Below are 24683 nucleotides of genomic sequence, written 5' to 3'. Positions count from 1 at the left end.
CGCTTCCAGCGCAATACTGGTCGGTGCCGCCTTCTGGAAGAATTTCACCATTTCCTTGCGCGTCAGCTTCCGGCGCAGGATCGGTTGCTCGGCGGCGTTCACTCCATGCAACTGGAAAACGCTCTTTTCGCGGTAGAGACGCCCGTTACCGGGCGCCCCCCGCTCAGATCCCGGCGAGCCCAATTAAGGCACCGGGCTCCTACCTTGGGTGTTTGACGGCGAAGCGCACGTCGGGCCATGGATGAAGGATACTTGGCTTGGGGAGCCAGTGCTCTGCCACTTTTGTGGTTCGACCCCATGTGAATCCGTCCCTCTGGCTACGCCGCCGAAGCGTGCGCCTCCAGAGTTCTTCCACATGGTGTCGAAACGCGGCTAGTGCGCGCGCGTTTGTCGGCACCGCGAAGTAGGCGAAATGCCCGCTCACGATTTGCCTTAGCCATTTCCCCTGTTCGGGTATGGGCCAGTGCAGCCGACGCCACAACTCCTCCTTTATGGTCCTGAGCTTCGTCCGCATGCGGTCGCCGCGGGTCTTCCGTTGAAGCTGGAAGCGCCCGCTGCGCGATTTGCCGCAGATGAACGTGAACCCGAGAAACATGAAGGTCTCCGGTTTACCGAGGCCGCGCCGCTTGCGATTAGCCGCCGCGAAGCGACCAAACTCAATCAGGCGGGTCTTGTCCGGATGGAGCGACAGTTCGAACTCCTCAAGTCTAACGCGCATTGCATCAAGGAAGCGACGGGCGTCGTCCTCGCGCTCGAAGCCGACCACCACGTCATCGGCATAGCGCACGATGACCATGTCGCCGCCGGAGGCGTGCTGTCGCCAGCGTTTCGCCCACAGATCGAGTGCGTAGTGCAGGTAGATATTGGCTAGGAGCGGTGAGATCACCGAGCCTTGACCGGTCTCCTTGTCATCTACGCTCAAGACCCCGTCTTCGAGAACACCCGCCTTCAACCATTTCTGGATCAGGCGGATGATGCGCTTATCACCGATCCGATGTTCCAGGAAGCGAACCAGCCATTTCTGACTGACCGCTCCGAAGAAGTTCTGGATGTCGGCGTCGATGATCCAGCTCACTTTCCGATGGTCGATCGCAACACACAAGGCGTCCAACGCATCATGCGGTCCCCGTCCGGGCCTAAACCCGTAGGAAAAGCCACAGAAGTCGCCTTCATAGATGGCGTTGAGCACCATGACGGTCGCCCCTTGGACAATTTTGTCTTCCAGAGCTGCGATTGCCAGCGGCCGCTGCTTCCCATCTGCCTTCGGTATAAACGTCCGGCGTGAAGGCTGCGGGCGGTACGCTCCCCGTTGGACCCGCGCGTGCAGATCGATGAGCCGTGGCTCAAGCTCTGCCTCGTAGTCCTGCCATCTCATGCCATCCACCCCGGGGGCGGCCTTGCGCCTAAGGGCGTAGAACGCTGTCCGGAGTGCATCAACATTGATATGGTGAAGGAGCGCTGTGAACCTTTCCTTCTTCGTTGCCCTTGCGGCTTTCCGTACGCGATCCAACGACTGGGACATGCGAGCCCGGCCCTGTGTCCGGTGCATGCGTTGCTGTTCCGCGTTCCCCTTGGTCCCCGGCCTTGGCTCCACCAACTCCGCCACCGGTCGTCCGGCTTTGTTCGTCGGCTTCAAAGCTACTATGCCGAAGTCAGACTTCTCTGCATCGTTCATCAGCGGCTACGACTCCTCGCCTTCCCACTGCGGACCATCCACCCGTACGTCGGGTTGGGTGGCCAATCCAGAGATCTCCCGGTTCCTGTACAAGGAGCTTCCGTGCATGCCAGGGTCTCAGACCACGCCGGGTCGACTGAACACTCGCGTAACGTGCTCAGTCGTATTGCCTTCCGGGACGTCAACGCCGTCGGCACCCGGGATTTTGGACTTTCGCGGCTCCATGGCTGGCCTACACGCTCCCCTACCGACGCTTCGCCGACACCCTCACGGTTGCCTGCGCACGGCTTGGGGCCGACGTGGGTTGCTAACCCTTCATCGTGGTGGACTTTCACCTCCTACTCCTTGCCAGTCTCCCGGCGCACTGACGTATCCATGCCAATTCGGATAATCTGCTCCACGGACGGTCTCCCTCGATTGAGATCTTAACGACTCACTCTGGCACATTGCGATGCCGTTGGGAGCCGTCCACCCCAACAGTGCTCGTTGTCACAGGGATGAGAGCAGCGCCGCGTCTGCGGCGCGGGAAGCGTTCTTTCAGCCCAAGGACTTGGTCTGGCTGGATTCCTGTGACAAGCACAGGAATGAGGAAATCAAACAAGTGCGTTGGACCGAAGGGGTGGAGCATTCCAGTGTTTCCATGAAACATCGAAATGCTCTTGGTCGACCCTACGCTCGATGACACAGTTTTCCTGAGGCGTGCTCTAACCCGCATCATCCAGTGCCGGCGGGGCTTCACCCGTCGTCAACATCTGCATCAGCGCGAGTTCGCTCCTCACGCCTTGCCGGTAAAGGTGGAACAGCATCTTTCCCAACTCCGCACCGTGTTCGCTTTCCGGCGCCAGCTCCCTGGAGGAGCAGGCATAAACGTGAACACGTCGCAACATCAAGATTTCGTCGTCGTCAATGGCGAGATCCGAGAAGCGCACCGACATTTCCTTTGACCCTCTAATCAAAGTGGCTTTGTTGATGATGACTTAATATCGGTGCGGAGACGGCGCGAATCCAGACCCCCCATCATTCTTCAGTGAAGAGAGTTACGCGAACGCCAAGGCCCTCCACTTGCCTTTTGCTCTGCGTCCCATAGTTGAAATAGAAGACAGCATTTTTCAACGAACGGGGCAGACAACATGTCGGTACTGATCAGCATCCTGATCACCTTTCTCGTCGTCATTCTGGTTCTTTATCTCGTCAACCGCCTTCCCCTCGACGGGCGCACCAAGCAAATCGTCCAGGCCATCGTCATCATCATAGGCATCCTGTCGCTGCTGCGGTATCTTGCCGTGTTCTGAACTCCACAGAGGCCGCGGTCCTCTGTCCTTTCCCGGTGGCGCAAACATGTGAACGCGGCCTGCGTATCCGTGGGGAACCTTGGCCCGGCTTCCCCATTAGGAGCCGAGTGAACAGTCCGGTTCGTGAAACGAACGGAGGCGGCTATGTTGCGAGCAGCTGTTTTCCTGGCATTTGCGGCAATGGCCGCTGCGCGGCACGATCCGGCGATCGCGCAGGATTCGCCGCGTATGCTCGACACCAAAAGCGGACCTGTCAGCGTCGAAGTCTTCGCCGGTGGCCTCGAGCATCCCTGGGGCGCTGTCCTTCTGCCGGATGGCGACATGCTGGTGACGGAGCGTCCCGGCAGGCTGCGCCTCGTGTCGGCCGAGGGAGCCGTCGGCGAACCCATCGAAGGGGTCCCGGATGTCTTCGCCCAAGGTCAGGGTGGACTCCTCGATGTTGCGCTCGATCCGGATTTCGCCACGAACAGGACTGTCTATCTATCCTTTGCCGAGGAACGCGAAGGCGGCGCGGCTACCTCGGTCGGCCGTGGCCGTCTGAACGACGACGCCACCGCACTTTCGGATTTCAAGGTAATCTTCCGGCAGGAGCCGGCGGCTTCAGGCGAGAATCATTTCGGCTCGAGGTTGGCCTTCGCGCCGGACGGCAAACTTTTCATCACGCTCGGCGAACGCTTCGACATGCAAGAGGCCCAGGATCCGGCCAACCATCTCGGCGCGATCGTCCGCCTCAATCCCGACGGCTCGATACCGGACGACAACCCCTTTGTCGACCGCGAGGGCGCCGACGAGATTTGGTCCTACGGCCACCGCAACGTTCAGAGCGCCGCCATCCATCCGGAAACCGACGTGCTTTGGACGGCAGAGATGGGGCCGATGGGGGGAGACGAGTTGAACATACCCGAGGCGGGCAAAAACTACGGCTGGCCCGTGGTGAGCTGGGGCAGACATTATTCGGGCGAACGAATTCCCGATCCGCCGAGCCGCCCCGAATTCGCTGGCTCCATCCATAGCTGGACGCCCGTGATCTCACCCTCGGGCATGATGTTCTATACAGGCGACCTGTTTGCAGACTGGCGGGGCGACCTCCTGATCGGCGGCCTGTCGGCGGGCGGTATCGTCAGAGTGCAGACGAACGGCCGGAAGGTAACCGGGGAGGAAGTTCTTTCGCTCGAGGCACGGGTTCGCGATCTCCTCCAGGCCTCCGATGGCTCGGTACTCGCGCTGATCGACGCCGCATCCGGCAGGATTCTGCGGCTGAGGCCCGCCAACTAGAGCATTCCCAGGAAAAGTGTGTACCGGTTTTCCGTCAGGAAGTGCGTTGGACCAAAGAGTTAGAGCATTTCGGTGTTTTCATGAAACATTGAAATGCTCTAGGTCCGGGATCGCGTGTGCGGGTGAAGGAAACCGCTCGTAACATCCGGGGCATTGGCCTCGGCGAGCCGGGAGAGGAATTGCTCCATGAGCGCGGATTCGCCGAAGCGGCGCATGGAGCGCTCGCTTGCGAGCGAAAATTCCGGGTCCACTTCGGTCAGGCGCGCCATTGTGCGCTGCGCTCCCTCAACGTCTCCCCGCTGGCTCAAAACCGCCGTCCGTATCAGCAGGCAATCCGCCTGCTGCGGCGCCCGGATGAGGCATTCCCGCAAGACCTCGTCGGCCTCATCGAGACGACCGGCAGCATAGAGGGCCTGCCCGTAGACATAGGTATAATATTCCGGCGCCATGGGATGCAGCCGGCGCGCCCGCTCGGCGTTTTGCACCGCCTCGTCATAGCTGCCGAACCGGACCTGCGCCTTTGCCAGCGCCATCAGGCTGTCCGGATCGTTCGGATTGAGTTCGACGGCCCTTTGTGCCGCCTGCATGGCGCCGGGGTAATCGCCGGTTGCCGAGAGGCCGAAGCTGAGGACCTGATAGCCGGCAGCCAGGTTCGGATCGAGACGGACTGCCTGGCGTGCTTCGCTGAGGCCGGTTTCCACATCGGTCGTGGTCGCCCTGCCGCTGAGGTTCTGCACGAAGTCGACGATATAGGTCATCCCCAGATTCGCGCGCGCCGCGGCGTAACCGGGGTCGAGCTCGAGGGCGCGATGAAGCAGCGCACGGGCGGCGATCAGCGCCTCCGCATCCTTCGAGCCGTGTTTGTAGCGGTCACGCGCCTGGAGGACGAGGTCGTAGGCCTGGAGGTTCTCGGTCGGCCGTTCCGCCGCATTCGAGACCTCCGACTCGCGCACATAGGAAACCAGATGCGAGACGATTTCGGCCGTCAGGTCGGTCTGAACCGCAAATATGTCCTCGACCCGGCGGTCGTAACTGCGCGACCAGAGATGCGCACCGCTGCGCGCATCGATCAACTGCGCCACCACGCGAAGCTGGTCCCCGGCGCGCCGGGCACTGCCTTCGACCACATAGCCGGCACCAAGCCTCTCGCCGATCAGGCGGATGTCTTCTGCCTGACCGCGCAGGGCGAAGGTCGAATTGCGGGCAATCACCTGAAGCTCGGGGTTTCGCGCCAGATTGGCGATTATGTCCTCGGTAAGCCCGTCGGCGAAATAGGTCTGCTCGGCGTCGCCGCTCATATTGTCGAAGGGCAGCACCGCGACTGTCGGCCTTGCATCGGCGAGTTCGCCGCCCGCCAGGCGCGCGAGGCTGCCGGCCAGGTCGGCGCCGACGGCTCTTACCTCCGGCGCCTGCGTTGCGGCAGCGGCGAGGACGAGTGCCGCGGCCCCGATGGCGTAGGGCAATGCCGCACGCCGGCCACGGGCGATCCGCCCGATCCAGCCGCGACCGTTCTTTTCGTCCGCATCGAGCCGCACCGCATAGACGGCGAGCGGCTCGGGAATGTTCTTCGCCTGCCTCCGGCCTATGCTGTAGAAGAGCTTGCTGCGGTTCCGGTCGGCACTGCGAACCACCGCCTCGCTCACGAAAATGCCGCCCGGCTCGGCCATGGCTTCGAGCCGCGACGCGACGTTCACGCCGTCGCCGAACATGTCGCCGTCGGCTTCTATGACGTCGCCGAGGTTGATGCCGAGGCGCATGTCGAAGGGCTGCTCGGAAAATCCGTTCTGGATTTCGATCGCGGCATCGAGCGCCTCGTTGACGCTAGGAAACGTCGCGAGAAAACCGTCCCCCGTCGTCTTGAAGGTGCGGCCGCCGTGCTTCTCGACCGAAGGTATGATCAGTCCGCTGAACGTCGCCCGCAGGGCGGCATAGGTCGAGGATTCATCCTCGGACATCAGGCGGGTATAGCCGACGATGTCGCCAGCTACGATTGCTGCGAGTTTACGTTCCATCACGAGCCTCGACAGTCTTCACGCGCATCTTTATGGGACCGACCCCACCCGTCCACTCACAACTCCGTGTCCGCCGCATCGCCTGAGGAGCCTATCCTGCGGACAACGCGTACGCATTCCAGCTCGCCGCTGACAAGAAACCGGGATGATTGGCCGTAAGGAGGAATGGCTACGCAGAAGGACGCGAACGGTCGCTCATACACTGCACAGGATTGCGGCCTTTGGGTGGCGACATTCCATTGCAGTCGGTCGGGCGCAGTCGGACGTTTCAGTGCTTCATAAAAACACTGAAACGCCCCAACCTTGAAACTGCGCAGTTTCTGAAACCGTTACACGCTTTTCCTGGATGCGCTCTCGCGCCACGCGAGGACCGGCCCCACGGCCTCGCGAAGCGCTGCGAGATCCGCCTCTTCGACCTTCCGGAAGGGGCGTCTGGAGGCCCCCCCGGGAAGACCCATAATGCCGAGCAGCGCCTTGGACCCCGGCATGACGCCGACCTTGATCAGCACCTGGATCACCCGGTTCGCCATGGCCTGCAACAGCCGGGCCTCCTCGATCCGCCCAGCCGCTACGCAGGCCCTGAGCGCGACGAACAGATCGCCCATGAAGTTATAGGTGGTTCCTATCGCACCCTGTGCACCCATCGCGAAACCGGCCAGGCACATTTCATCATAGCCGTTGTAGACGATGGCGTCCGGTGCCGCATCCCGGATGCGTTCGAGCTGGAACATGTCGCTCGACGTATGCTTGATGCCGATGATGTTGGGATGGGAGAGAAGCTCGACCAGTTCGGGCAAGGTGAAACCGCTGGTGCGGGCGGGGAAGTTATAGACGATGAGAGGCAGGGCCGAAGTATCGGCCAGCTCCCGGTAATGCGCCATGACTTCGGGCCGGGAGAAGTCGTAGTAGAAGGGGGGAATGGCCGAGATCGCCTGGTAGCCCGATTTGGCCGCGTGCTGCGAAAGCGTGAGCGCATCCCTCGTCGCGATCGTGCCGACATGAGCGATCAGCTTCAGGCGGCCGGACGCGGCGGCGGCAACGTCGGAGAGGTAGACCGCGCGCTCGTCGAGCGACTGCAGCATCGCTTCGCCCGAGCTGCCGCCGACATAGACTCCATCGATGCCGAGCCGGACCTGAAAATCGAGGAGCGCCCCGATGGCCTGCCGGTCGATGCTTTCGTCTTCGCAAAACGGGGTAAGGAGGGCCGAATAGATCCCTTCGAGTTTCATCTTATGATCGCTTTCACTGGCTCGTAGAAAAAAGCTCGGGCAATTGGCGGCGGGCAGCGGTGCCAAGCTCGATCACCGCTTCACCGGGGGCGGAACTATAGGGCCAGAGCAGCTCCGGCCCGATCGGGCACCAGCGGCCGGCGGCAGCTATCGCCTTGTCGAGTGCGGCGTTGGACAGGCCGTATTGCACGGCAAGCGGCAGGACGTGCTCGTTCATGAAGCCGACGACGCGGGCCTCGAAGTCAAGAGCGGCTGCCGGATCCTCCCGAAGCTGATGCCACCACCTGACGGCGCCGGCGGGACTCAGGCAGGCGACATTGGAATAGGAGCCGCGACCGCCTGCGAGGCAGCCGCTCGCCATGAAATGTCCGGGAATGAAGACGGCGAGATCCGGCAGCTTGCGACGAAGCTCCTCGTACCAGACTTCGTCGCCGCCCGGCAGTTTCGCGCCGATAAGCATCGGGAGACCGGCCTTTAGCCTTGCGATCTCGTCGAGGCTCAGCCGGCGCTTGGCATGAGGCGGGTTATAGACGATCAGCGGAGTGTCCGGCGCAGTTGCCGCCATGCCGGCAAAGAAGACCTCCGCCTCTTCATAGCTCGGCGCCCACCAGTCCGGCAGGGTGATCTGAACGGCATCGGGTCGCAGAGAGGCGACGCGGGCCAGGCGTTCGCGCGCGACACGACCATTCGAATGGGAAACGCCGATCTGGAACGGCAGGGCGACGGAATGGCAAAACTCGGCGACCCGCTGGCTCAGCCGGTCGAATTCGTCCTCCGTCTGGCTATGGAATTCGCCCGCGGTGCCGTTGGTGTAGACGCCCTGAATTCCGCTTTCGAGAAGCGCGGAAAGCTGCTCGTCCAAAGCGGACCATTCGACTTCCCCTCGCCGGCCGACCGGCAGGAGCACTGCTCCCCAGATCCCTTCGGGCGGCTTGGCTTGGAGGCTCATCGGGCGGCTCCGAGCATCTGGTCGGGGATGAAGGTGACGAGCGCCGGAAAGACGGTGATCAGCACCAGGACGACGATGAGCGGAACGAGAAGAGGCAGGATGCCGCGTGCGAGCACGCCGAAGGGAATGTCGGCAACCTTGGAGACGACGAAGAGCGCAACGCCCATGGGCGGCGTCAATATGCCGATCATCAGGTTGAACACGACCATGACACCGAAATGGACGGGATCCACCCCGAATTGGAGCGCGGTCGGGACCAGCACCGGTACGATGAGCAGCAGGATTGCCAGGGCCTCGATAAAGGTCCCGAGCGCAAGCAGCATGAGATTGACGAGGATCAGGAATGTCAGCGGGTCGTGCGCATAAGTGAGGAAGAACGTGGCGACGTGCTGGGGTACCTGCTCGCGCGCGATCACATAGCCGAATAGTGACACGCCCATGATGAGAAGGCCGACGGCGGCCGTATGGCTGACTGTCTCGCGCAGTACGGTCACGAGTTTGGCGAAGGTGATTTCACGGTAGACCACGACACCGAGGAAGAGAGCATAGCTGGCCGCGACCACCGCAGCCTCGGTCGGCGAGAACACCCCTGCAAAGATGCCGCCGATGATGATGAAGGGCGTGATGAGCGGGAGCAGCGCACGCCAGAAGGTGGACCACACACGGCGTAAGCCGGCGCGCTGCTCGGTCGCATAGTTCCGGCGCCAGGCGATCGCATAGACCATGATCATGAGCGAGGCCGCGCACAGAAGCCCCGGTACGATCCCGCCGAGAAAAAGGCCTCCGATCGAGGTATTGGCGATCACGCCATAGACCACGAGGGGAATGGAGGGCGGGATGAGCGGGCCTATGATTGCCGATGCGGCCGTGATCGAACCGGAAAACTGCTCGTCATAGCCGGCGTCGCGCATGGCTTTGATCTCAAGCTGACCAAGGCCGGCGGCATCGGCGACGGCGGAGCCGGACATGCCGGAAAACAGCACGCTGGCCATGATGTTCACATGGCCGAGCCCGCCCCTGATATGGCCGACGAGCGCCTTGGCGAAGTCGAAGATGCGCTCGGTCACGCCCGAAAGATTCATCAATTGTGCGGTGAGGATGAAAAAGGGGACCGCCAGCAGCGGGAAGCTGTTGAGGCCGGCGATCATGCGCTGGCCGGCAAAGTTCAGGCCTGTTCCCTGACAGAGCATGTAGGCAAGCGCAGCCACGATCAGCGTGAATCCGACCGGCATGCCGGCAATCAGAAGGGCAAACCATCCCCCGAAAAGCGTCGCCATCTATAGATACCTTTCGACGGGGGCATCGGCCGAAGGGCGGCGGCTGCCGAGGAGCAGTCGGACATCCCGCGCCATGACAAGCATGATCCGGACAGCGGCCAGCAGGCCGAATACGGGCAAGGCGCCGTAAAGCCACGATTCCGGAACGCCGATCGCGATCGACATGACCTTGTGGGCGCGCAAGGCCCCGAAGAAACCGTAGTAAACGAGAACGAGCAGCGCGGTGAGCACCAGGACATCCAAAACGATCCGCAGGAAGAGCTGCGCCCGCTCCGGGAGCATCCGCGGCACGATATCCATGGTGATGTGTGTCCGTGAGGTGACGCCCTCCGCGGCGCCAAGCGCCACCAGCCAGACGAAGGCATAACGGGCAGCCTCCTCCGTCCAGAACATCGGATCCTGGAAGACGAAACGGGTGACGATCTGCAGTGCGATCACGACGAAGGCGAAGACCAGCAGGATCGCGGCCAGCGTCTCTTCGATATGGGCAAAGCTTCGCCAGCGGCTTGGATTGGCCATTTGTTGAACTCCCCGGATTGGAGGGCGCGGCCAGCTCTGGCCGCGCCTGCGGGTGGTTAACGGAGATCGAGCAGCGTCTTCACCGTGCCGGCACCGAATTTAGCGTCGAGATCGGCATAGACTGGCTTCATCGCCTCCTGGAACGCTGCCTTGTCGGGTTCGATCACGGTGATGCCGCGCTCGCGAAAATCGCTGACGAGGTTCGCTTCCTTCTCGCTTACCAGCTTGTCGTTAAGGGCGCCGCCCGCCTCAAATGCCTCCATCACGACCTTCTGGTCGGCGGGCTCGAGCGCATTCCACGTGTCTTCCGACATGAGGATGAGTTGGTCCTGCACCAGATGCCCGGTCAGGGAAACATGGGACTGCACCTCGGTGAACTTCATCGAGTCGATGATGGGTAGCGGGTTTTCCTGGCCGTCCACCTGATTGGTCTGGAGTGCAAGATAGACCTCGGCGAATGCGACCGGCGTGGGGCTCGCGCCCATCGCCTTCGCCCAGGTAAGAAGCGGCGCGGAATTCGGGACGCGGAGCTTCATGCCCGCGAAATCGGCAGGCTTTTCGATGGGCTTCTTTGCCGTCGTGTGCCGCGTTCCAAAGTACCAGGAGTCGACCATGCGCCACTTGTGCTCGGTCCGCATCTCGTCGACGATCCCCTTGCCCCAGTCAGAGGCGATGATCTTCTGAAGGTGATCGAAGTCGCCGACGACGTAGGCGGTGCTCGCCAACACGGCCCGTGGAACCCAGGCGTCCATGCCGCCGAACGGATTCAGTGTGAAGTCGAGTTCGCCGAGCGTCACCTGCTCCATCATCTCGGTGAATGTCCCGAGCTGAGAATTCGGGAAGATTTCCAGCGTCAGCCGGCCGCCCGATTTTTCCTTGATGATGCGCGCGGCCTCCGTGACGCCCTCGAATTGCGGGTCGCCCGCCGTACCCTGCATCCCCAGGCGCAAGGTGCGCGCCTCTTGAGCCATGGCTTGCGACCCCATCAGCAGCCCCGCAAACACGATCGTAATCAGTCCCGTTTTCATTGTTGCTCCTCCCACTATCGGCCCGATGCTATGGGCTCGTTTGCCTGTATTTGCGCGCCGCACTCTCCAGGTGCTCGCGCATGACCCGTCCGGCACGCTCCGGATCGCGGGCGCGGATGGCCTCCACGATCACCACGTGCTCCTCGAAACTCTCCCGGTTGGAAATCTCCGGCCTGGTCGGCAGAGGCCTTTGGCCGATCAGCCAATCCACGAACGCATCGTGGACCGCGACGAAAATGGGGTTCGAGACCATCTGGGTCAGCGTGCGATGAAAGGCGACATCGGTGGCGGCAAAGGCGCGGGCCTTGCCGATCGCAGCCTCGTTGCGCGCCAGCGCGGCGTCGATCGCCTCGATCTGCTCCGCTGTCGCATGGGCCGCAAGATGGCGCGCGCATCCCTCCTCCAGAAACAGGCGGGCCTGCTCGAAATTGGCCACACCCTCGGGTTGGCCGAGCAGCATGCGCGCAGCGCCCGCAAGCGAAGACAGGAAATGGTCCGGCGTCGGCCGCGTGACTTTGGCACGCTCGCCCGTGCTGACCTTCACGAGCCCCATCCGCTCCAGGGCATAAAGCGCTTCCCGGATCGAGGGCCGCCCGACCCCGAACAATTCCATCAGGTCTCGCTCGGAAGGGAGCGTCGCACCCAAAGGATAGATCTCGTCGCGGATCATCTCCTCCAGTTTCAACCGGACTTCGTCGGAAAGCTTCTTGCGGACGGCGAGTGTGCTCATGGTGTGATTGTTAAGGTGTTATACCACTAGAGTCAAGAGAACCTCGCAAGCTCGGTAGACAGCCGCGCTCACGCCGCTCGCAGCAGCGCGGCGCCACCTATCTGCCGCCTCTGCGGGCCGCAGCGTTCACCTGGTTCAATGTCTGCGAAGAAGATATCCGATCGCCAGGCCGAGACCGGCAAGGACCAGGATCGTTTGCAGAGGACGGCGAGGCTCGGCGGCGGGGCGTTCGTCCGCGCGCCAGGCACCCGGCGTATCGACGACCCTGGTATGCGGGCGATCGAAGCCGGAGGCGACCTGCTCATGCCAACGTCCGGCGGGATCCTGGAATTCGATGGCTTCGGTAGAGCCGGGAAGCTCATGATGGCGCGCCGCTATCTCGGCTGCGGCCAGTGCATCGTCATGGGTAAGGAAGGTTTCGGAGAAGACGTCGTCTACCTTGTAGGCCCAGCCCCCGTCGTGTTCCACAATCTCATATCGTATCGTGACCATGGCGATGCTCCCGTTTGAAGGAGGAAAACATCCGGCGCCTTGCTTGGTTCCGCAATTGTCGGCATCCGCGCGAAGGTCGCCATGGCGATGAGACATTGGCTGCCCCGATCCCCGGTTGTCCCGACCGACCGATTTGCAAGTATTCCCCTTGCTTGACAAAGCGCAACGATCGTAACATGCGCTGACGTGCCCTTCTGCGTGTAATACAAACTGCCGCTGCGACCTTTGCGCGTCCGACTGGACGCGTGGCGCTGCAGGCATAAATCTCGGAACGGCTCAGTGGCACGCGAAGCATTATGGGAGAAATTGATGAAACATGAACGGATTACCGTGCGCGGAGCGCAGATCGCCGCGCTCTCGGCAGCATTGTTTTTCTCGGGCAGCGCCGCGGCGCAGCAGAAATTCGTGACGATCGGCACCGGCGGCGTCACCGGCGTCTATTATGCCGCGGGCGGCGCCATCTGCCGGCTTTTGAACAAGGACCGCAAGACGCACGGCATCCGTTGTTCGGTCGAATCCACCGGCGGATCGGCGTTCAACGTGAACACGATCAAGGAGGGCGAGCTCGATTTCGGCATGGCGCAGTCCGATGTGCAGTACAACGCTTTCAAGGGCGATGAGGCGTTCAAGGAAGGCGGCGCGCATGCCGACCTCAGGGCGGTCTTCTCGATTCATCCGGAGCCGTTCACTGTGCTGGCGCATCCGAATGCCGGCGTGACGAAGTTCGAGGACTTCAAAGGCAAGCGCTTCAATGTCGGCAATCCCGGTTCCGGAACGCGCGCTTCCATGGAGCGCCTGCTCGGCGCCATGGGCTGGACGCTCGCAGACTTCTCGCTCGCATCCGAACTCAAGGCGGACGAGCATGGCCCGGCGCTTTGCGACGGCAAGATCGACGGCTTCTTCTACGGCGTGGGGCATCCCTCTGCCAATATTCAGGATCCGACGACGACCTGCGCGGCGAAGCTGGTGCCGCTGACCGGCGAAGTCGTCGACAAGCTGGTCGCCGACAATCCCTATTACGCCAAGGCGACCATTCCGGGCGGCCTCTACAACAACAATCCGGAAGACACGGAAACCTTCGGCGTTCTGGCGACACTGGTCACCTCCGCCAATGTTCCGGAAGAGAGCGTCTACGCGCTGACGAAAGCGGTTTTCGAGAATTTCGACGAGTTCAAGTCGCTGCACCCGGCTTTCGCCAATCTCGAGCCCGCCAAGATGATCAAGGACGGCCTCTCTGCACCACTGCATCCGGGTGCGGAAAAATATTACAAGGAAAAGGGCTGGCTGAAGTAAGCTTCGCGTTCTGACGTCTACCGGCGGGCCAAAGGCGGCTCGCCGGTAATATCAGCATGGGAGGGTGTCACGAGCGAACTTCAAGAACGGCAGGTCGATGTCGACCTCGAGCAACTGGTCGCCGAAGCGGATACCGGCGGACGCAACGCCAAAGGATTGACCGGGCAGATCTTGCTCTGCACCGCTGTGGCATGGTCGCTGTTCCAGCTCTGGTACGCGTCTCCCCTGCCCTTCGTCTTCGGCTTCGGCATTCTCAACGATACCGAAGCCCGCGCCATCCATCTCGGTTTCGCGCTGTTCCTGACCTTCCTTGCCTATCCCGCACTGAAAAGTTCGCCGCGCGACCGGGTGCCGCTCGCCGATTGGGTGCTTGCGGCGCTCGGCGCCTTCGCGGGCGCCTATCTGTTCCTTTTTTATGGCGAGCTTGCCGGACGGCCCGGCCAGCCCTCGACGCTCGATCTCGTCACCGGTACGGTCGGGATCCTGCTGCTGCTCGAGGCCACGCGCCGCGCGCTCGGCCTGCCGATGGTGTGCGTCGCCGGCGTGTTCATCTTCTACACCTTCGCCGGCCAGTACATGCCCGACGTCATTCAGCATCGCGGCGCTTCGCTGGTGAAGTTCATCAACCATCAATGGCTGACGACGGAGGGCGTTTTCGGCATTGCGCTCGGCGTATCGACGAGTTTCGTTTTCCTCTTCGTCCTGTTCGGAACGCTGCTCGAAAAGGCCGGCGCCGGCAACTGGATGATGCAGATCTCCATCGCCTTGCTCGGGCATCTGCGGGGCGGCCCCGCCAAGGTGGCCGTCGTCTCCTCGGCGCTGAACGGCGTCGTCTCCGGCTCCTCGGTTTCCAACGTCGTGTCGGGTGGCATATTCACCATTCCCCTAATGAAACGTACGGGACTTTCCGGTGTGAAGGCCGGCGCGATCGAGGCAACCGCATCGATCAACGGCCAGATCATGCCGCCGGTCATGGGCGCCGCCGCGTTTCTGATGGTCGAATATGTCGGCATCCCCTATTCGGAGATCGTGAAGCACGCGCTGCTTCCAGCAGTCTTTTCCTACATCGCGCTTCTCTACATCGTGCATCTGGAGGCGGTGAAGCTGAACATGCAGCCGATCCCCCAGCGTCCCACGCCGGCACGCGAAAAGTGGCTGCGCATGGGCCTGGGGCTTGCGGGCAGCGTGCTTGCAATCTGCCTGCTCTATTACGGCATCATCGCCATCCGGGCCGCATTCGGAGCAGGCGCGCCCTTGCTGCTCGCGATTGCGGGCGTGGCGCTCTATCTCGCGACGATCTGGTATTCGTCCCGTTATCCCGACCTGGAACTCGACGATCCGGATGCTCCTATCCTCGAACTGCCGCGCGCATGGGACGTTACACGGACCGGGCTCGATTTCCTCATTCCCATCGTCGTTCTGCTCTGGTGCCTCATGGTCGAGCAGCTTTCGCCGGGGCTCTCCGCCTTCTGGGCCACGCTGACGATCCTCGCAATCGTCGCCACCCGCAAACCGCTGATGGCGATCTTTCGCAAAGAGAATTTCGCAAGCGCGGCCCGTGCCGCCGCCTGGGACCTCGTCGACGGCCTGGCGCTCGGCGCGCGCAACATGATCGGCATCGCGGTCGCAACGGCGACGGCCGGCATCGTCGTCGGAACGATCACGCTTACGGGTCTGGGCCTGATGATGACGGAACTCGTCGAATTCATCTCGGGCGGCAACGTCATCATGATGCTCGTTCTGATCGCGGCGATCAGCCTTGTGCTCGGCATGGGGATCCCGACTACCGCCAATTACATCCTGGTCGCCACACTGATGGCGCCGGTCGTCGTCGAGCTCGGTTCGCAGGCGGGCCTCGCCATCCCCTTGATTGCCGTTCATCTCTTCGTCTTCTATTTCGGCATCATGGCCGACATCACGCCGCCCGTCGGACTGGCCTCCTTCGCCGCGGCGGCGATTTCCAAGGAAGACCCGATCGCCACGGGCTTTCAGGGTGCACTCTATTCGCTGCGCACCGCGATCCTGCCTTTCGTTTTCATATTCAATCCGGCGATACTGCTGATCGGCGTCGACACCTGGGCGCATACACTTTGGGTCGCCTTCGTCTCGCTTGCCGCCATCCTCATCTTCTCGGCCGCGACGATGAACTGGTTCGTGACGAAAAGCCGGCTGTGGGAGAGCGCGGTCCTGCTGCTCGTCTGCTTCACGCTGTTCCGTCCCGATTGGTGGCTCAACCAGATTTCGCCACCCTATGAGGAACTGCCCGCCTCAGAATTCCTGCGGTCCGTCGAGGAGGCTCCGGCAAAAGGCCGGATCAACTTCGTGGTCCAAGGCTTCGACCTGATGGGCGACGAGGTTCGCAAAACCGTCAACGTGCCGCTCGGCGAGCCCGGCGAGCCGCTTCAACGGCTGCAATCGATCGGGCTCACGGTCACACCGGCGGGCGACAGTCTGATGATCAGCAATGTCGACTTCGGCTCCTATGCCAAGCGCATCGGCCTCGATGTCGGCTTTGACATCGTCGCAGTGCTGAGAAAAGCCGAGCAACCGTCAGCCGCCATCCCGGTGGGTATCGCGCTGGCTGTGACCGCGGGAATTGCCGGCTTGCAGTTCGGGCGCAAAAAGGCAGATCGCAGCGGAGCCGGTCTGAGGGGCGCCGCGCGCAAATAAGCGACAGTCATGCCGCCGAGGATTCCCGCACGATCAGCAGTGGCGGGGCGATCGCGTGCCGTTGGGGCTCCTTGCCCTCCATCGCTGCGATCAGCACGTCGATCGCCGCTTCCGCGACCTGATCCAGATGCAGGTTGACAGCCGTCAATTGCGGCGTGGCGAGTTTTGCCCGCATTCCATCGTATCGCGTCGCCAGTCGTAGACCATGCGGAATGGGGCGGTCGAGCAACCGGGCGGCATCGAGCACCCCCCTGGCGAAAGCGTCGACAGGCACGCATAGCGCGTCGATATCCGGGTTGCTTCGCAGGAGCCTTTCGGCGGCCGCGGCAGCCTCCGATTCCCCGCCACTTTCGTCGATGCGCAAGGCAACCGGTGAAAATCCCCTCTCCGCGGCGTAAGCCGCATAGACGGCCTCGGTCTCGATGTAGGAATTGCGCCGCTGCTCGCCGGTAATCAGGCCGACCCGGCGGCTGTTCGCGCCAAGGTGCTCCAGCATCAGCCGGGCTGTCGCAGTGCTCTGAATATCCACCGACGGAATGTCGTCTCTCCCCGGCGCCCGCCCGATCGAGACAACGGGTACGCCGCGGGCAGAGAAGAAATCCAGTAACCGGTCTTCGACCATGGGTTCGACGATTATCGCGCCGTCGACTTCCAGCGCATCGAGGTTGGAGTCGGGCTCCAAAGGCGGCACCAGGCAGAGGGCGAGATGCCGCGAAAGAGCCGTAACGGCAGCGGCGGCAGCGATCTCCATCAGGAAGCCCAGCCTCGCAGGGCCTGCAGCCACCGCAAAGGGCATTGACGATGCCAGGGCGATGATCCCCGCGCCGCCCGTTCTGAGCCTGCGGGCCCGGGGATTGGCCCGGTAACCCATCTTGTCCGCTAGCGCCACAATCCTGGCTTTCGTCTCGGGGTCGACATAGCGCCGTCCGCTGAAGGCGTGGGAAACCGTCGTCGGCGATACGCCCGCCGCCTTCGCCAATTCCACGATCGTCGATCTTGCCATCCGAACACCCCGTCCATGAACCGGCCCGGATGATGGCATTGCGGCGCGGCTTTTACAAATCGATTTGCCAGAGAGAAAGAATGTGCTATTACACACCATGCAAAACGATTTGCATAGCCAGCGGGAGAGAGGCTGGCGTGGAGGAGATCAAATGACCGGGAACAAAATCGATTCTATCGACCCGACGGACGAAGTGCTGCCGCCGCGCAGCCTGGCGCTGTTCGGTCTTCAGCATGTGCTGGTGATGGCTGCTTCGCCGATCACCGCGGTGTTTCTTGTAAGCAAGGCGCTCGGCTTTTCCGATGCGCTGACCGTCTCGCTGATCAGCGCGACGTTTCTGATCTGCGGCCTGGGCACAATCCTGCAGAGCTTCGGGCCGGCGGGCTTCGGCGCGCGGCTGCCGTTCATCATGGTGCCGGGTGGCGCGCCGATCGCGATCTTTCTGGCCATCGCCCAGCAGACGGACGTGCAGACGGCCGTCGGCGCGGTGATCCTCACTGCAGTCTTCTATTTCCTTGCGCTGCCGGTATTCCGCCGGCTGCTTCGCTATTTTCCGCCCATCGTGGTCGGGACCATGCTCCTTCTCGTATCGGTGAACCTCGTGCGCATCTACGGCGGCACGATCACCGGCAAGCAGGGGAGCGAAGGCTTCGCCGATCCGATGAATGTCGGGCTTGCCCTTGCGACGATCGTGCTGACGATAATCTTCGCAAGAGTCTTCACGGGCACGCTTCAGCGGATATCGGTAATGCTCGGCCTCATCGCGGGTTCGGCCATCGCCATGGGAGCCGGGTATATGGACCTTTCCGGCATCTTCGACGGACCGATGATTGCAGTGCCCCAGCTTCTTCCGTTCGGAATGCCGAAGTTCGACTTTTTCGCCGCCCTTCCGCTGATCGTGTTTTCGATCATATCGATGGCCGAAGCGACTGGGCAGACCATTGCCACCGCCGAGATCGTCGGGCGTCGGGGCGACGCTCACGCGATCGTGCCCGCGACCATCCGCGGCGACGCTCACGCGATCGTGCCCGCGACCATCCGCGGCGACGCCGTCGCCTCGCTCGTCGGCGGTCTGTTCGGAACCTCGCTTATCATTACCAGCGGTGAAAACGTGGGTATCGTCCGGGCAACCAACGTCAAATCCCGCTACGTCACCGCAACGGCCGGCGTGATCCTCGTCCTCATCGCCCTGTTTGCGCCGATCGGTCGTCTGGCGAATGCCCTGCCCGGCCCCGTCGTCGGTGGAACGGCGGTGATCGTGTTCTCGATCATCGGCGTGATCGGGATCGATCTTCTGCGTCGCGTCGATCTGCGCGAGCACGGGCCGATGTTCACGCTCGCGGCGGCGCTTTCCATGGGGCTTCTGCCGATCCTGGTCCCGGGCGTCTACAGCCAGTTTCCGCAATGGAGCCAGATGATCCTGGCCAACGGCCTTGCCGCCGGAACAATCACGGCGGTGATTGTGAACGCATTTTTTCAACACCTGCCTCTGGAGCAATTCCAGGCAAAGTGCGCAGCGGTTTTCCGTCCGGAATAGCGGCAAAACAAGGATCAGAGCATTTCCGCGGTTCAAAGCGAGAATGCTCTGGGCGCCGCCGAAAAGGCAGCAGCCAGCGTCGAAGCTGAAAGGAATACAAAAGTGACGGAATTGCGCGACAAGTTACAGGGCAGCAGTGAATTCCTGTTTCACCCCGGCAAGGTTCTCCTGCCGGACGGGCCTCGATCCGGAATGGGGGTAGTGGTCCGCGACGGGCGCTTCACGGACATCGGCGCCGCAGGGCTTGTCGGCAGCCGGAACCCGGATCTGACACCGATCGAGCTGCCGCATCATCTGGTGATGCCCGGCTTCATCGATACACACACCCATCTGACCCAGTCGCTCGGCAAATCGCTCGTCTTCGGCGAGCCTTCCGAGATCTTTCGCCGGATATGGGTGCCGCTCGAAGGCAGTCTCGACGAACGGATGGTCTATCTTTCCGCAAAGCTTGCGGCGCTCGAGTGCCTGCGCGGCGGCTTTACCGCCGCCGTCGATGCGGGCACGCGTTCAGCCGGCCATATCGATGCGCTGATACGGGCGGCGCGGCAAACCGGCCTGCGCAGCGTCATAGGCCTGATCTGCAACGACCTCGGCGGAGCCGCCGTCGTCCCCGAACGCACGACGATCCTCAAGAATGCAGCCAGGCACCTGGCCGCATTCGAGGGCGACCCTCTCGTTCACGCCTCGCTCGCCATTTCCATTCCGGAGGCGGCCAGCGACCATATGCTGGCCGACGTTTCCCGGATGGCACGTGAATCGGGAGCGATATTCCAGACCCATGTCAACGAACACCTCGTCGCCGTCGAGCGCTCGCTGGTCGCAAACGGCCGCCGTCCGCTGGAGCACCTCGCCCATCTGGGCGCCCTCGGACCGCATGTGCTGATCGCCCATTCCACGCTGGTCACGCCTCACGAGCTGAACCTGTTGCGCGACAGCGGCACGGCCGTCGCCTACAATCCGGTCGCCAGCCTCTGGAAGGGCAATGCCATCGCGCCCGCGCTGCAGATGGCCGCACTCGGCATCCGCTTCGGGCTGGGAACAGACGGAACGCGCGCCGACGGCTTCCGTCTGATGGATGCCGCCGAAGGCCTGCAACGCGCCGGCTTCGGCCTTGCGACAGGCGACTCCTCCTGCGGCGGCGGCTGGCTCTGGGTCGAGCGGGCAACAGCTCAGGCTGCGGACGCCGCAGGTCTCGCCGGAGTGACCGGTGCGATCCGCGAGGGACTTGCCGCCGATTTCCTTCTGGTCGACCTGGATCGTCCTGAATTCACCCCCTCCCACGATCTCATGTGGGAGCTCGTGCGCTACGGCAATCGCGACCAGATCGAGGCAGTCTTCACCGCCGGGCAACTCCGTCTCTGGCAGGGCTGGCCGGTCGGATGGGATGCACGCGCTCTTCTTGCCGAGGTGCGCGAGGTCACGGCCGAGGCCATCGCAAGGGCGCCGATCCAACGCGTCCACAAGCCGTCGTCCGAGCATCGGGCGCTGGGGCATTTCGCATGACCCTCGGCCTTTTTGCGATCCTGAGCGCCGTTACGCTCGTCTCGTCCTTCATCCAGGGTGCGCTCGGCATCGGCTTCGCACTGATCGTGGCGCCCGTCGTCGGCATCCTGAAGCCCGATCTCCTGCCGGTGACGCTGCTTCTTCTGATGCTGCCGCTCAATTTCCACGTCGCCTGGCGGGAACGGTCGGCGGTCGATTGGTCCGGCGCGAAGTGGATCACGCTCGGCAGGTTCGCCGGCACCTTTGCCGGCGTGTGGCTGCTCGCCGCGCTCTCGACGCAGCAGCTGGATCTGGCCGTCGGCTGGTTCACGGTCATCGCCGCCGCCGCCGCGCTCTTCGCGCCACCCTTCGAACCGGGCCGCCCGAGCGCGCTCGGCGTCGGACTGTTCACCGGTGTGACCGAAACGGCGACCGGTATTGGCGGCCCGCCGCTCGCTCTCCTTTACCAGCACGCCCAGGGGCCGATACTCAGAGCAACCGTGGCGGTGTGCTTCTTCGTGGGCGAAATCATGTCGCTCGTCATACTCGCCTTTGCAGGCCGTCTCGGAGCGGACCAGCTACTGGCTGCGCTCTACCTCGCACCGGCAGTTCTCCTCGGAAGCGCTCTGTCGCGGCTGACGCACGACCATATTCGCGGCCGCGGCCTGCGCTTGGGCGTGCTTACCTTCGCGCTGGCCAGCGGGGCTTTTCTGATCCTGAGATAGGCGCACGCCCTGCTCGGCGTCAGGCCGTGAAACCCTGGTCGCAAAGCTCTCTGAGAGCGGCGGGCGAGAAACTGTCGAGCGCAAGCTCCGGCAACAGGTCGTTATCGGCCGCGAGGTTGCGGTTCATTGCAGCGGAAAACAGGCTCGTTCCCGCTTCGTGCAGAACAGCGGGCCGGCCGGCGATCCTTCCAAGCAGGCTGGTGGGGACGAGCCCGAAGGGCACGTCCTCGTAGATGTACCGGCTGTCGGCTGTCGCCGGGCCGAAACCGCCCCGTCCTTCGGTGTGCATCTGCTGGTTCATGTCCGAGACCGTGCCCATCGGCACATGGAAAGACAGGGAGAAATGTTCGCGTACGGTTCTGACCGACAGACCGAAGGTTTCGGCGATCTTCAGCCGCTCCGCGTCGAGCGCTTCAATCAATTGTCCGACAGCCGGCGTCACATGCTCGCCCTGTCCCCATTTCTCGCCCTTCTCCATGCGGGTCAGGTTGAGAAGCGCGATGCCCAGGTGGTTCTGCGGGTTGAGGTTGGAAAGCGAGATGGCCAGAAGCCCGTCGCGCTCGACGAAGCGGTCGCCGAAGAGTTCCGTGCACAGCGCCTTCCCCTCGGCTGCGGCAGCCTTCGGCAAGGTGGCGACGTCGATTTTCTGGCGGACGGTATTGACGGAAACGCTCGCGCCGTCCGGCTGCTGGCGGCCGGTCAGAAGGGTCGTGCCCCAGACGATGATGGGCAGGGAAACGCCCCGTTCGGCCAGCCGCTTCGAAAGATAGAGCGCGCCGAAGGAGCTGTGCGAGCTGACGATCACGGGCTGGCCGGACTTCAGGTGCGGCAGCGCCGCATCGAACGCCACGCGATGACCATTGGCGGGCAGCGCAACGATGACCGCATCGACGTCGGCGACCGCCTCGCTTGCGTCACGGGCAACCGCCACCGGGCCGGAAAACTCGACGGCGCCTGTCGCCGTCAGCGGCTCCCCTTCCGACAGTTTGCGCGTGCGCGCCCCCGAAGGAGACCACAGAACGGGGTGATGACCGGCTTTTGCCAGGAAAGCTGCCATGCCGAAGGCGATCGCCCCGGCGCCGAGAATACCAATACGCATCGTGGTTCTGTCTTCCTTTCTCAAATGGCGACGTGCTTTGCCGCCTTGCAATCGAGGTCGCCCAACACCGCTCTTCGCGAAGCATCCACGGGAAACCGGAGATTTTTCACTGGATAGCACCGAAAAGAAAAATTGTCCTTTGTCACTGGCGCTTAAGATACGTTTTATGCAGTATGAGACAGCTATAATGCACTGGGCGCATGATTGTGATGGAGATACGGGAACTCGAGGCCTTTCTTGCGGTGATGTCCACCGGCAGCATCACCGCCGCCGCCCGGCTGCTCGATCGCTCCCAGTCCCAGGTCACGCGCCTCATCCAGGACCTCGAAACCTCCGTCGGCTTCGCGCTTTTCGACCGCAACGGTCCGAAGATCGCACCCAGCGAAAAGGGGATCGCCTTCCACGCGGAAGCCGAGCGCTTCCTGAGCGGCATCGGCCATTTGCGGGAGCGGGCAAGGACGATCGCGGAAAAGGAGCCGCAGCCGATCGAGATTGTGGCGATCCCGGCCTTCGCCAGCGGCATCATCCCCTTGGCGCTTGCGGCGTTGCCGGAAAAGCTGCTGCCGCGAAAAATCCATCTGCGCAGCCTGCCGGCGGAGGCGGCAGTGCAATCGGTCTTGGCCCGCACGGCAGATTTCTGCGTCACGTCTCTCCCGGCCGACCAGCCGGGACTGGAAGTGCACGGGGTGTTTCAGGGACCTTGCGTTGCCGCCGTGGCGGAAGGTGATCCTCTTGCCGCCTGCGAGGTGATTTCGATCGCAGATCTTGCCGGACGCAACATTATCACGATGGCCAATCCGTTCCGCCTGCGCCACCGCGTGGACATAGCGTTGGAGGCAGCGAATATCCGCCCGGCCAGGATCATCGCGACCAGCGTTTCGGTCAATGCGGTACAGATCGCATCGACGGGGCTCGGCGTGGCGATCATCGAGCCTGCGACAGCCTACGGTTTGAAGCTGGCCAATGTTGCGGTCCGTCCGCTCGACGTCGACATTCCTTTCCCGTGGGCGATCTTTTCGGCCGCCGCGCGTCCGTTATCCGACAGCTCGCGCGAACTGATCCAGGCGATCATACAGATTGCTTCCGCTCACATCCCGGGATTTACCGCTCACGACCCGCGCAACGTCAATCGCGTCGCCGATATGATCTTGGGAGGAGACCAGACCGACGCACGCTAGCCCGCGAAGCCGCCCTGCCAAATGCCAGGAAGTATCCAATTCATAACAACGAAACTGAGAACCAAAAGAGGAGAATGACATGAAAGACTTCACCGCAACCCGCCGCTCCACGCTGAAGTTTCTGGCCGCCGGCACGGGCGTCCTGGCAGCGCCGGCAATCATTCGCCCGGCATTTGCCCAGTCCAAGGTCGTGAACATCACCACCTATGACAAGTTCGTTCCGCAATCTTTTATCGACCAGTTTCAGAAGGATACGGGCATTGAAGTGCGCATTCGCCTGACAGACGACCAGGGCAAGCAGTACAACGTGCTGTCGGCCGAAGGCGAGACGCCTTCGACGGATATCGTCACGGTCACCGGCCATCGTCTGTCGCAATTCATCGGGTCCAAGCTGCTCACGCCGCTCGACACCGGCCGGCTGAAGAACTGGGACAAGCTCGCCTCCGCCTACAAGGGCGCACCGCAGCTTACCGTCGACGGTTCGGTCTACGGGGTGCCGCTTTTGGCCGGCTTCGAGGGCCTCGCCCGCAACACGGATTATACCAAGGCCTCCGACAGCTGGGCCATCATGTTCGATCAGGAATACAAGGGCCTAACGTCCTACATCATTTCCGACTTCCTCCAGATTACCATGCGCTATCAGGGCAATGACGGCGACTTCGTCACCTATGAAGGCAAGCCGGAGGAGGCGCAGGCCGCAACCAACAAGGCGCGCGACTACCTGATCCAGAACAAGGACATGGTTCGCAAATACTACGACGCCGGCTCCGAAGTTCAGCAGATGTTCGTCAACGAGGACATCTATGTCGCCCATAGCTGGTCCGGCCCCGCGGCGAAGCTGATCATGGACGGACATCCGATCGAAATATCGGTTCCGAAGGAGGGGACCTATGGTTTCCTCTACTCCTTCAACGTGGTGAAGAACGGCCCGAATACGGATGCGGCCTATACCTTCCTCGACGCCATCCTCTCGTCTCCGGAGATCGGCGCGGCGATGAGCCGGCAGTCGGGCTTCGCCTCCGCATTCGACGGCGTGGACAAGGTGCTGAACGACAAGGAGCGTGCTGCAATGACCCTGCCGCAGGAGCAGACCGAGCGCATCCAGTTCTTCAGCTCCGTCAACCGCGACATGAAAAACGAGATGGTCGACAAGGCGGTCGCCGAGATCAAGGCCGCCTGATCGATCGCCGAGGCCCATCCGACGCGGCCGGTCCCCTT

At 62.6% G+C, this 24683-nt stretch carries 21 protein-coding genes and 1 pseudogene; 9 read left to right on the top strand and 13 right to left on the bottom strand.

Going from position 1 to position 24683, the window contains the following annotated elements; translation table 11 throughout:
* The 3 genes and pseudogenes from ACFHWW_RS20865 to ACFHWW_RS20855 form a co-directional block, all read right to left on the bottom strand.
* Positions 1-183, bottom strand: a pseudogene (locus tag ACFHWW_RS20865) (IS110 family transposase); the annotation flags it as partial.
* A 16-nt stretch (positions 184-199) separates the two neighbouring features.
* The gene (ltrA, locus tag ACFHWW_RS20860; RefSeq protein WP_379940554.1) at positions 200-1675 is read right to left on the bottom strand and encodes a group II intron reverse transcriptase/maturase; all 1476 of its coding nucleotides are present in this window, start codon (positions 1673-1675) and stop codon (positions 200-202) included.
* 704 nt (positions 1676-2379) lie between these two features.
* Positions 2380-2610, bottom strand: a complete 231-nt coding sequence (locus ACFHWW_RS20855; RefSeq protein WP_102764100.1) for a hypothetical protein — start codon at positions 2608-2610, stop codon at positions 2380-2382.
* Positions 2611-2805: 195 nt separating this feature from the next.
* On the opposite strand from ACFHWW_RS20855, the gene ACFHWW_RS20850 reads away from it, so the two are divergent.
* Positions 2806-2967, top strand: coding sequence for a Thivi_2564 family membrane protein (locus ACFHWW_RS20850; protein ID WP_017266304.1), 162 nt, complete (start codon positions 2806-2808; stop codon positions 2965-2967).
* Between the two features lie 144 nt (positions 2968-3111).
* On the top strand, positions 3112-4242 hold the full coding sequence (locus ACFHWW_RS20845) for a PQQ-dependent sugar dehydrogenase (RefSeq protein ID WP_275600082.1): 1131 nt from the start codon (positions 3112-3114) through the stop codon (positions 4240-4242).
* A gap of 98 nt (positions 4243-4340) precedes the next feature.
* On the opposite strand, the gene ACFHWW_RS20840 is transcribed toward ACFHWW_RS20845, so the two are convergent.
* From ACFHWW_RS20840 to ACFHWW_RS20805, 8 genes are all read right to left on the bottom strand, one after another.
* Entirely contained in the window at positions 4341-6254 is a 1914-nt protein-coding gene (locus ACFHWW_RS20840) for an adenylate/guanylate cyclase domain-containing protein (protein ID WP_275599726.1), read from the bottom strand.
* A 329-nt stretch (positions 6255-6583) separates the two neighbouring features.
* The gene (locus tag ACFHWW_RS20835; protein WP_275602718.1) at positions 6584-7483 is read right to left on the bottom strand and encodes an N-acetylneuraminate lyase; all 900 of its coding nucleotides are present in this window, start codon (positions 7481-7483) and stop codon (positions 6584-6586) included.
* Between the two features lie 13 nt (positions 7484-7496).
* A complete protein-coding gene (locus tag ACFHWW_RS20830) occupies positions 7497-8432 on the bottom strand; it encodes a dihydrodipicolinate synthase family protein (RefSeq protein ID WP_275599725.1) in 936 nt (311 codons plus the stop codon).
* Complete coding sequence (locus ACFHWW_RS20825) at positions 8429-9709, bottom strand: TRAP transporter large permease (RefSeq protein WP_379940550.1); 1281 nt, start codon at positions 9707-9709, stop codon at positions 8429-8431. The genes ACFHWW_RS20830 and ACFHWW_RS20825 overlap by 4 nt, the downstream gene beginning before the upstream one ends.
* Positions 9710-10228, bottom strand: a complete 519-nt coding sequence (locus ACFHWW_RS20820) for a TRAP transporter small permease (protein WP_379940547.1) — start codon at positions 10226-10228, stop codon at positions 9710-9712.
* A gap of 56 nt (positions 10229-10284) precedes the next feature.
* A complete protein-coding gene (locus ACFHWW_RS20815; RefSeq protein ID WP_379940545.1) occupies positions 10285-11256 on the bottom strand; it encodes a sialic acid TRAP transporter substrate-binding protein SiaP in 972 nt (323 codons plus the stop codon).
* 28 nt (positions 11257-11284) lie between these two features.
* The gene (locus ACFHWW_RS20810) at positions 11285-11986 is read right to left on the bottom strand and encodes a transcriptional regulator NanR (protein ID WP_018097963.1); all 702 of its coding nucleotides are present in this window, start codon (positions 11984-11986) and stop codon (positions 11285-11287) included.
* Between the two features lie 135 nt (positions 11987-12121).
* Complete coding sequence (locus ACFHWW_RS20805; RefSeq protein ID WP_379940543.1) at positions 12122-12478, bottom strand: DUF2188 domain-containing protein; 357 nt, start codon at positions 12476-12478, stop codon at positions 12122-12124.
* A 309-nt stretch (positions 12479-12787) separates the two neighbouring features.
* Here ACFHWW_RS20805 and ACFHWW_RS20800 point away from each other — a divergent pair, with 309 nt between their 5' ends.
* Together ACFHWW_RS20800 and ACFHWW_RS20795 are read left to right on the top strand one after the other, a co-directional pair.
* Positions 12788-13771, top strand: coding sequence for a TAXI family TRAP transporter solute-binding subunit (locus tag ACFHWW_RS20800; protein WP_379940541.1), 984 nt, complete (start codon positions 12788-12790; stop codon positions 13769-13771).
* A 156-nt stretch (positions 13772-13927) separates the two neighbouring features.
* Positions 13928-16441 (top strand): TRAP transporter permease, encoded by a 2514-nt coding sequence (locus ACFHWW_RS20795; protein WP_379940539.1) that lies wholly within the window; start codon positions 13928-13930, stop codon positions 16439-16441.
* 7 nt (positions 16442-16448) lie between these two features.
* On the opposite strand, the gene ACFHWW_RS20790 is transcribed toward ACFHWW_RS20795, so the two are convergent.
* Positions 16449-17444, bottom strand: a complete 996-nt coding sequence (locus tag ACFHWW_RS20790) for a LacI family DNA-binding transcriptional regulator (RefSeq protein WP_275599717.1) — start codon at positions 17442-17444, stop codon at positions 16449-16451.
* Between the two features lie 151 nt (positions 17445-17595).
* Here ACFHWW_RS20790 and ACFHWW_RS20785 point away from each other — a divergent pair, with 151 nt between their 5' ends.
* The 3 genes from ACFHWW_RS20785 (at position 17596) to ACFHWW_RS20775 (ending at position 21188) form a co-directional block, all read left to right on the top strand.
* Positions 17596-18981, top strand: coding sequence for a uracil-xanthine permease family protein (locus tag ACFHWW_RS20785; RefSeq protein WP_379940537.1), 1386 nt, complete (start codon positions 17596-17598; stop codon positions 18979-18981).
* A 102-nt stretch (positions 18982-19083) separates the two neighbouring features.
* Positions 19084-20484: an amidohydrolase gene (locus ACFHWW_RS20780; protein ID WP_379940535.1), complete on the top strand. Its 1401-nt coding sequence runs from the start codon at positions 19084-19086 to the stop codon at positions 20482-20484.
* Positions 20481-21188 carry a sulfite exporter TauE/SafE family protein gene (locus ACFHWW_RS20775; protein ID WP_275599715.1) on the top strand — a complete coding sequence of 236 codons (708 nt, stop codon included), beginning with the start codon at positions 20481-20483 and terminating at the stop codon, positions 21186-21188. Before ACFHWW_RS20780 ends, ACFHWW_RS20775 begins: the two co-directional genes overlap by 4 nt.
* 19 nt (positions 21189-21207) lie before the next feature.
* On the opposite strand, the gene ACFHWW_RS20770 is transcribed toward ACFHWW_RS20775, so the two are convergent.
* Complete coding sequence (locus ACFHWW_RS20770) at positions 21208-22287, bottom strand: NAD/NADP octopine/nopaline dehydrogenase family protein (protein ID WP_379940533.1); 1080 nt, start codon at positions 22285-22287, stop codon at positions 21208-21210.
* A 200-nt stretch (positions 22288-22487) separates the two neighbouring features.
* Here ACFHWW_RS20770 and ACFHWW_RS20765 point away from each other — a divergent pair, with 200 nt between their 5' ends.
* Together ACFHWW_RS20765 and ACFHWW_RS20760 are read left to right on the top strand one after the other, a co-directional pair.
* Positions 22488-23465 (top strand): LysR family transcriptional regulator, encoded by a 978-nt coding sequence (locus ACFHWW_RS20765; RefSeq protein WP_275599713.1) that lies wholly within the window; start codon positions 22488-22490, stop codon positions 23463-23465.
* Positions 23466-23544: 79 nt separating this feature from the next.
* A complete protein-coding gene (locus tag ACFHWW_RS20760) occupies positions 23545-24645 on the top strand; it encodes an extracellular solute-binding protein (protein ID WP_017269176.1) in 1101 nt (366 codons plus the stop codon).
* Positions 24646-24683: the final 38 nt, after the last annotated feature.

This window comes from Sinorhizobium sp. P24N7, from assembly GCF_042436655.1.
GTDB lineage: Bacteria > Pseudomonadota > Alphaproteobacteria > Rhizobiales > Rhizobiaceae > Sinorhizobium > Sinorhizobium meliloti_A.
The sequence above is the reverse complement of the archived record's forward strand: the minus strand, read 5'-3'. Positions and strand labels throughout refer to the sequence as shown.

What these genes read in the sequence shown, in the direction of transcription:
- ltrA (WP_379940554.1), bottom strand. Translation starts at nt 1,675, where the DNA reads ATGAACGATGCAGAGAAGTCTGACTTCGGCATAGTAGCTTTGAAGCCG.
- ACFHWW_RS20855 (WP_102764100.1), bottom strand. Translation starts at nt 2,610, where the DNA reads ATGTCGGTGCGCTTCTCGGATCTCGCCATTGACGACGACGAAATCTTG.
- ACFHWW_RS20850 (WP_017266304.1), top strand. Translation starts at nt 2,806, where the DNA reads ATGTCGGTACTGATCAGCATCCTGATCACCTTTCTCGTCGTCATTCTG.
- ACFHWW_RS20845 (WP_275600082.1), top strand. Translation starts at nt 3,112, where the DNA reads ATGTTGCGAGCAGCTGTTTTCCTGGCATTTGCGGCAATGGCCGCTGCG.
- ACFHWW_RS20840 (WP_275599726.1), bottom strand. Translation starts at nt 6,254, where the DNA reads ATGGAACGTAAACTCGCAGCAATCGTAGCTGGCGACATCGTCGGCTAT.
- ACFHWW_RS20835 (WP_275602718.1), bottom strand. Translation starts at nt 7,483, where the DNA reads ATGAAACTCGAAGGGATCTATTCGGCCCTCCTTACCCCGTTTTGCGAA.
- ACFHWW_RS20830 (WP_275599725.1), bottom strand. Translation starts at nt 8,432, where the DNA reads ATGAGCCTCCAAGCCAAGCCGCCCGAAGGGATCTGGGGAGCAGTGCTC.
- ACFHWW_RS20825 (WP_379940550.1), bottom strand. Translation starts at nt 9,709, where the DNA reads ATGGCGACGCTTTTCGGGGGATGGTTTGCCCTTCTGATTGCCGGCATG.
- ACFHWW_RS20820 (WP_379940547.1), bottom strand. Translation starts at nt 10,228, where the DNA reads ATGGCCAATCCAAGCCGCTGGCGAAGCTTTGCCCATATCGAAGAGACG.
- ACFHWW_RS20815 (WP_379940545.1), bottom strand. Translation starts at nt 11,256, where the DNA reads ATGAAAACGGGACTGATTACGATCGTGTTTGCGGGGCTGCTGATGGGG.
- ACFHWW_RS20810 (WP_018097963.1), bottom strand. Translation starts at nt 11,986, where the DNA reads ATGAGCACACTCGCCGTCCGCAAGAAGCTTTCCGACGAAGTCCGGTTG.
- ACFHWW_RS20805 (WP_379940543.1), bottom strand. Translation starts at nt 12,478, where the DNA reads ATGGTCACGATACGATATGAGATTGTGGAACACGACGGGGGCTGGGCC.
- ACFHWW_RS20800 (WP_379940541.1), top strand. Translation starts at nt 12,788, where the DNA reads ATGAAACATGAACGGATTACCGTGCGCGGAGCGCAGATCGCCGCGCTC.
- ACFHWW_RS20790 (WP_275599717.1), bottom strand. Translation starts at nt 17,444, where the DNA reads ATGGCAAGATCGACGATCGTGGAATTGGCGAAGGCGGCGGGCGTATCG.
- ACFHWW_RS20785 (WP_379940537.1), top strand. Translation starts at nt 17,596, where the DNA reads ATGACCGGGAACAAAATCGATTCTATCGACCCGACGGACGAAGTGCTG.
- ACFHWW_RS20775 (WP_275599715.1), top strand. Translation starts at nt 20,481, where the DNA reads ATGACCCTCGGCCTTTTTGCGATCCTGAGCGCCGTTACGCTCGTCTCG.
- ACFHWW_RS20770 (WP_379940533.1), bottom strand. Translation starts at nt 22,287, where the DNA reads ATGCGTATTGGTATTCTCGGCGCCGGGGCGATCGCCTTCGGCATGGCA.
- ACFHWW_RS20765 (WP_275599713.1), top strand. Translation starts at nt 22,488, where the DNA reads ATGATTGTGATGGAGATACGGGAACTCGAGGCCTTTCTTGCGGTGATG.
- ACFHWW_RS20760 (WP_017269176.1), top strand. Translation starts at nt 23,545, where the DNA reads ATGAAAGACTTCACCGCAACCCGCCGCTCCACGCTGAAGTTTCTGGCC.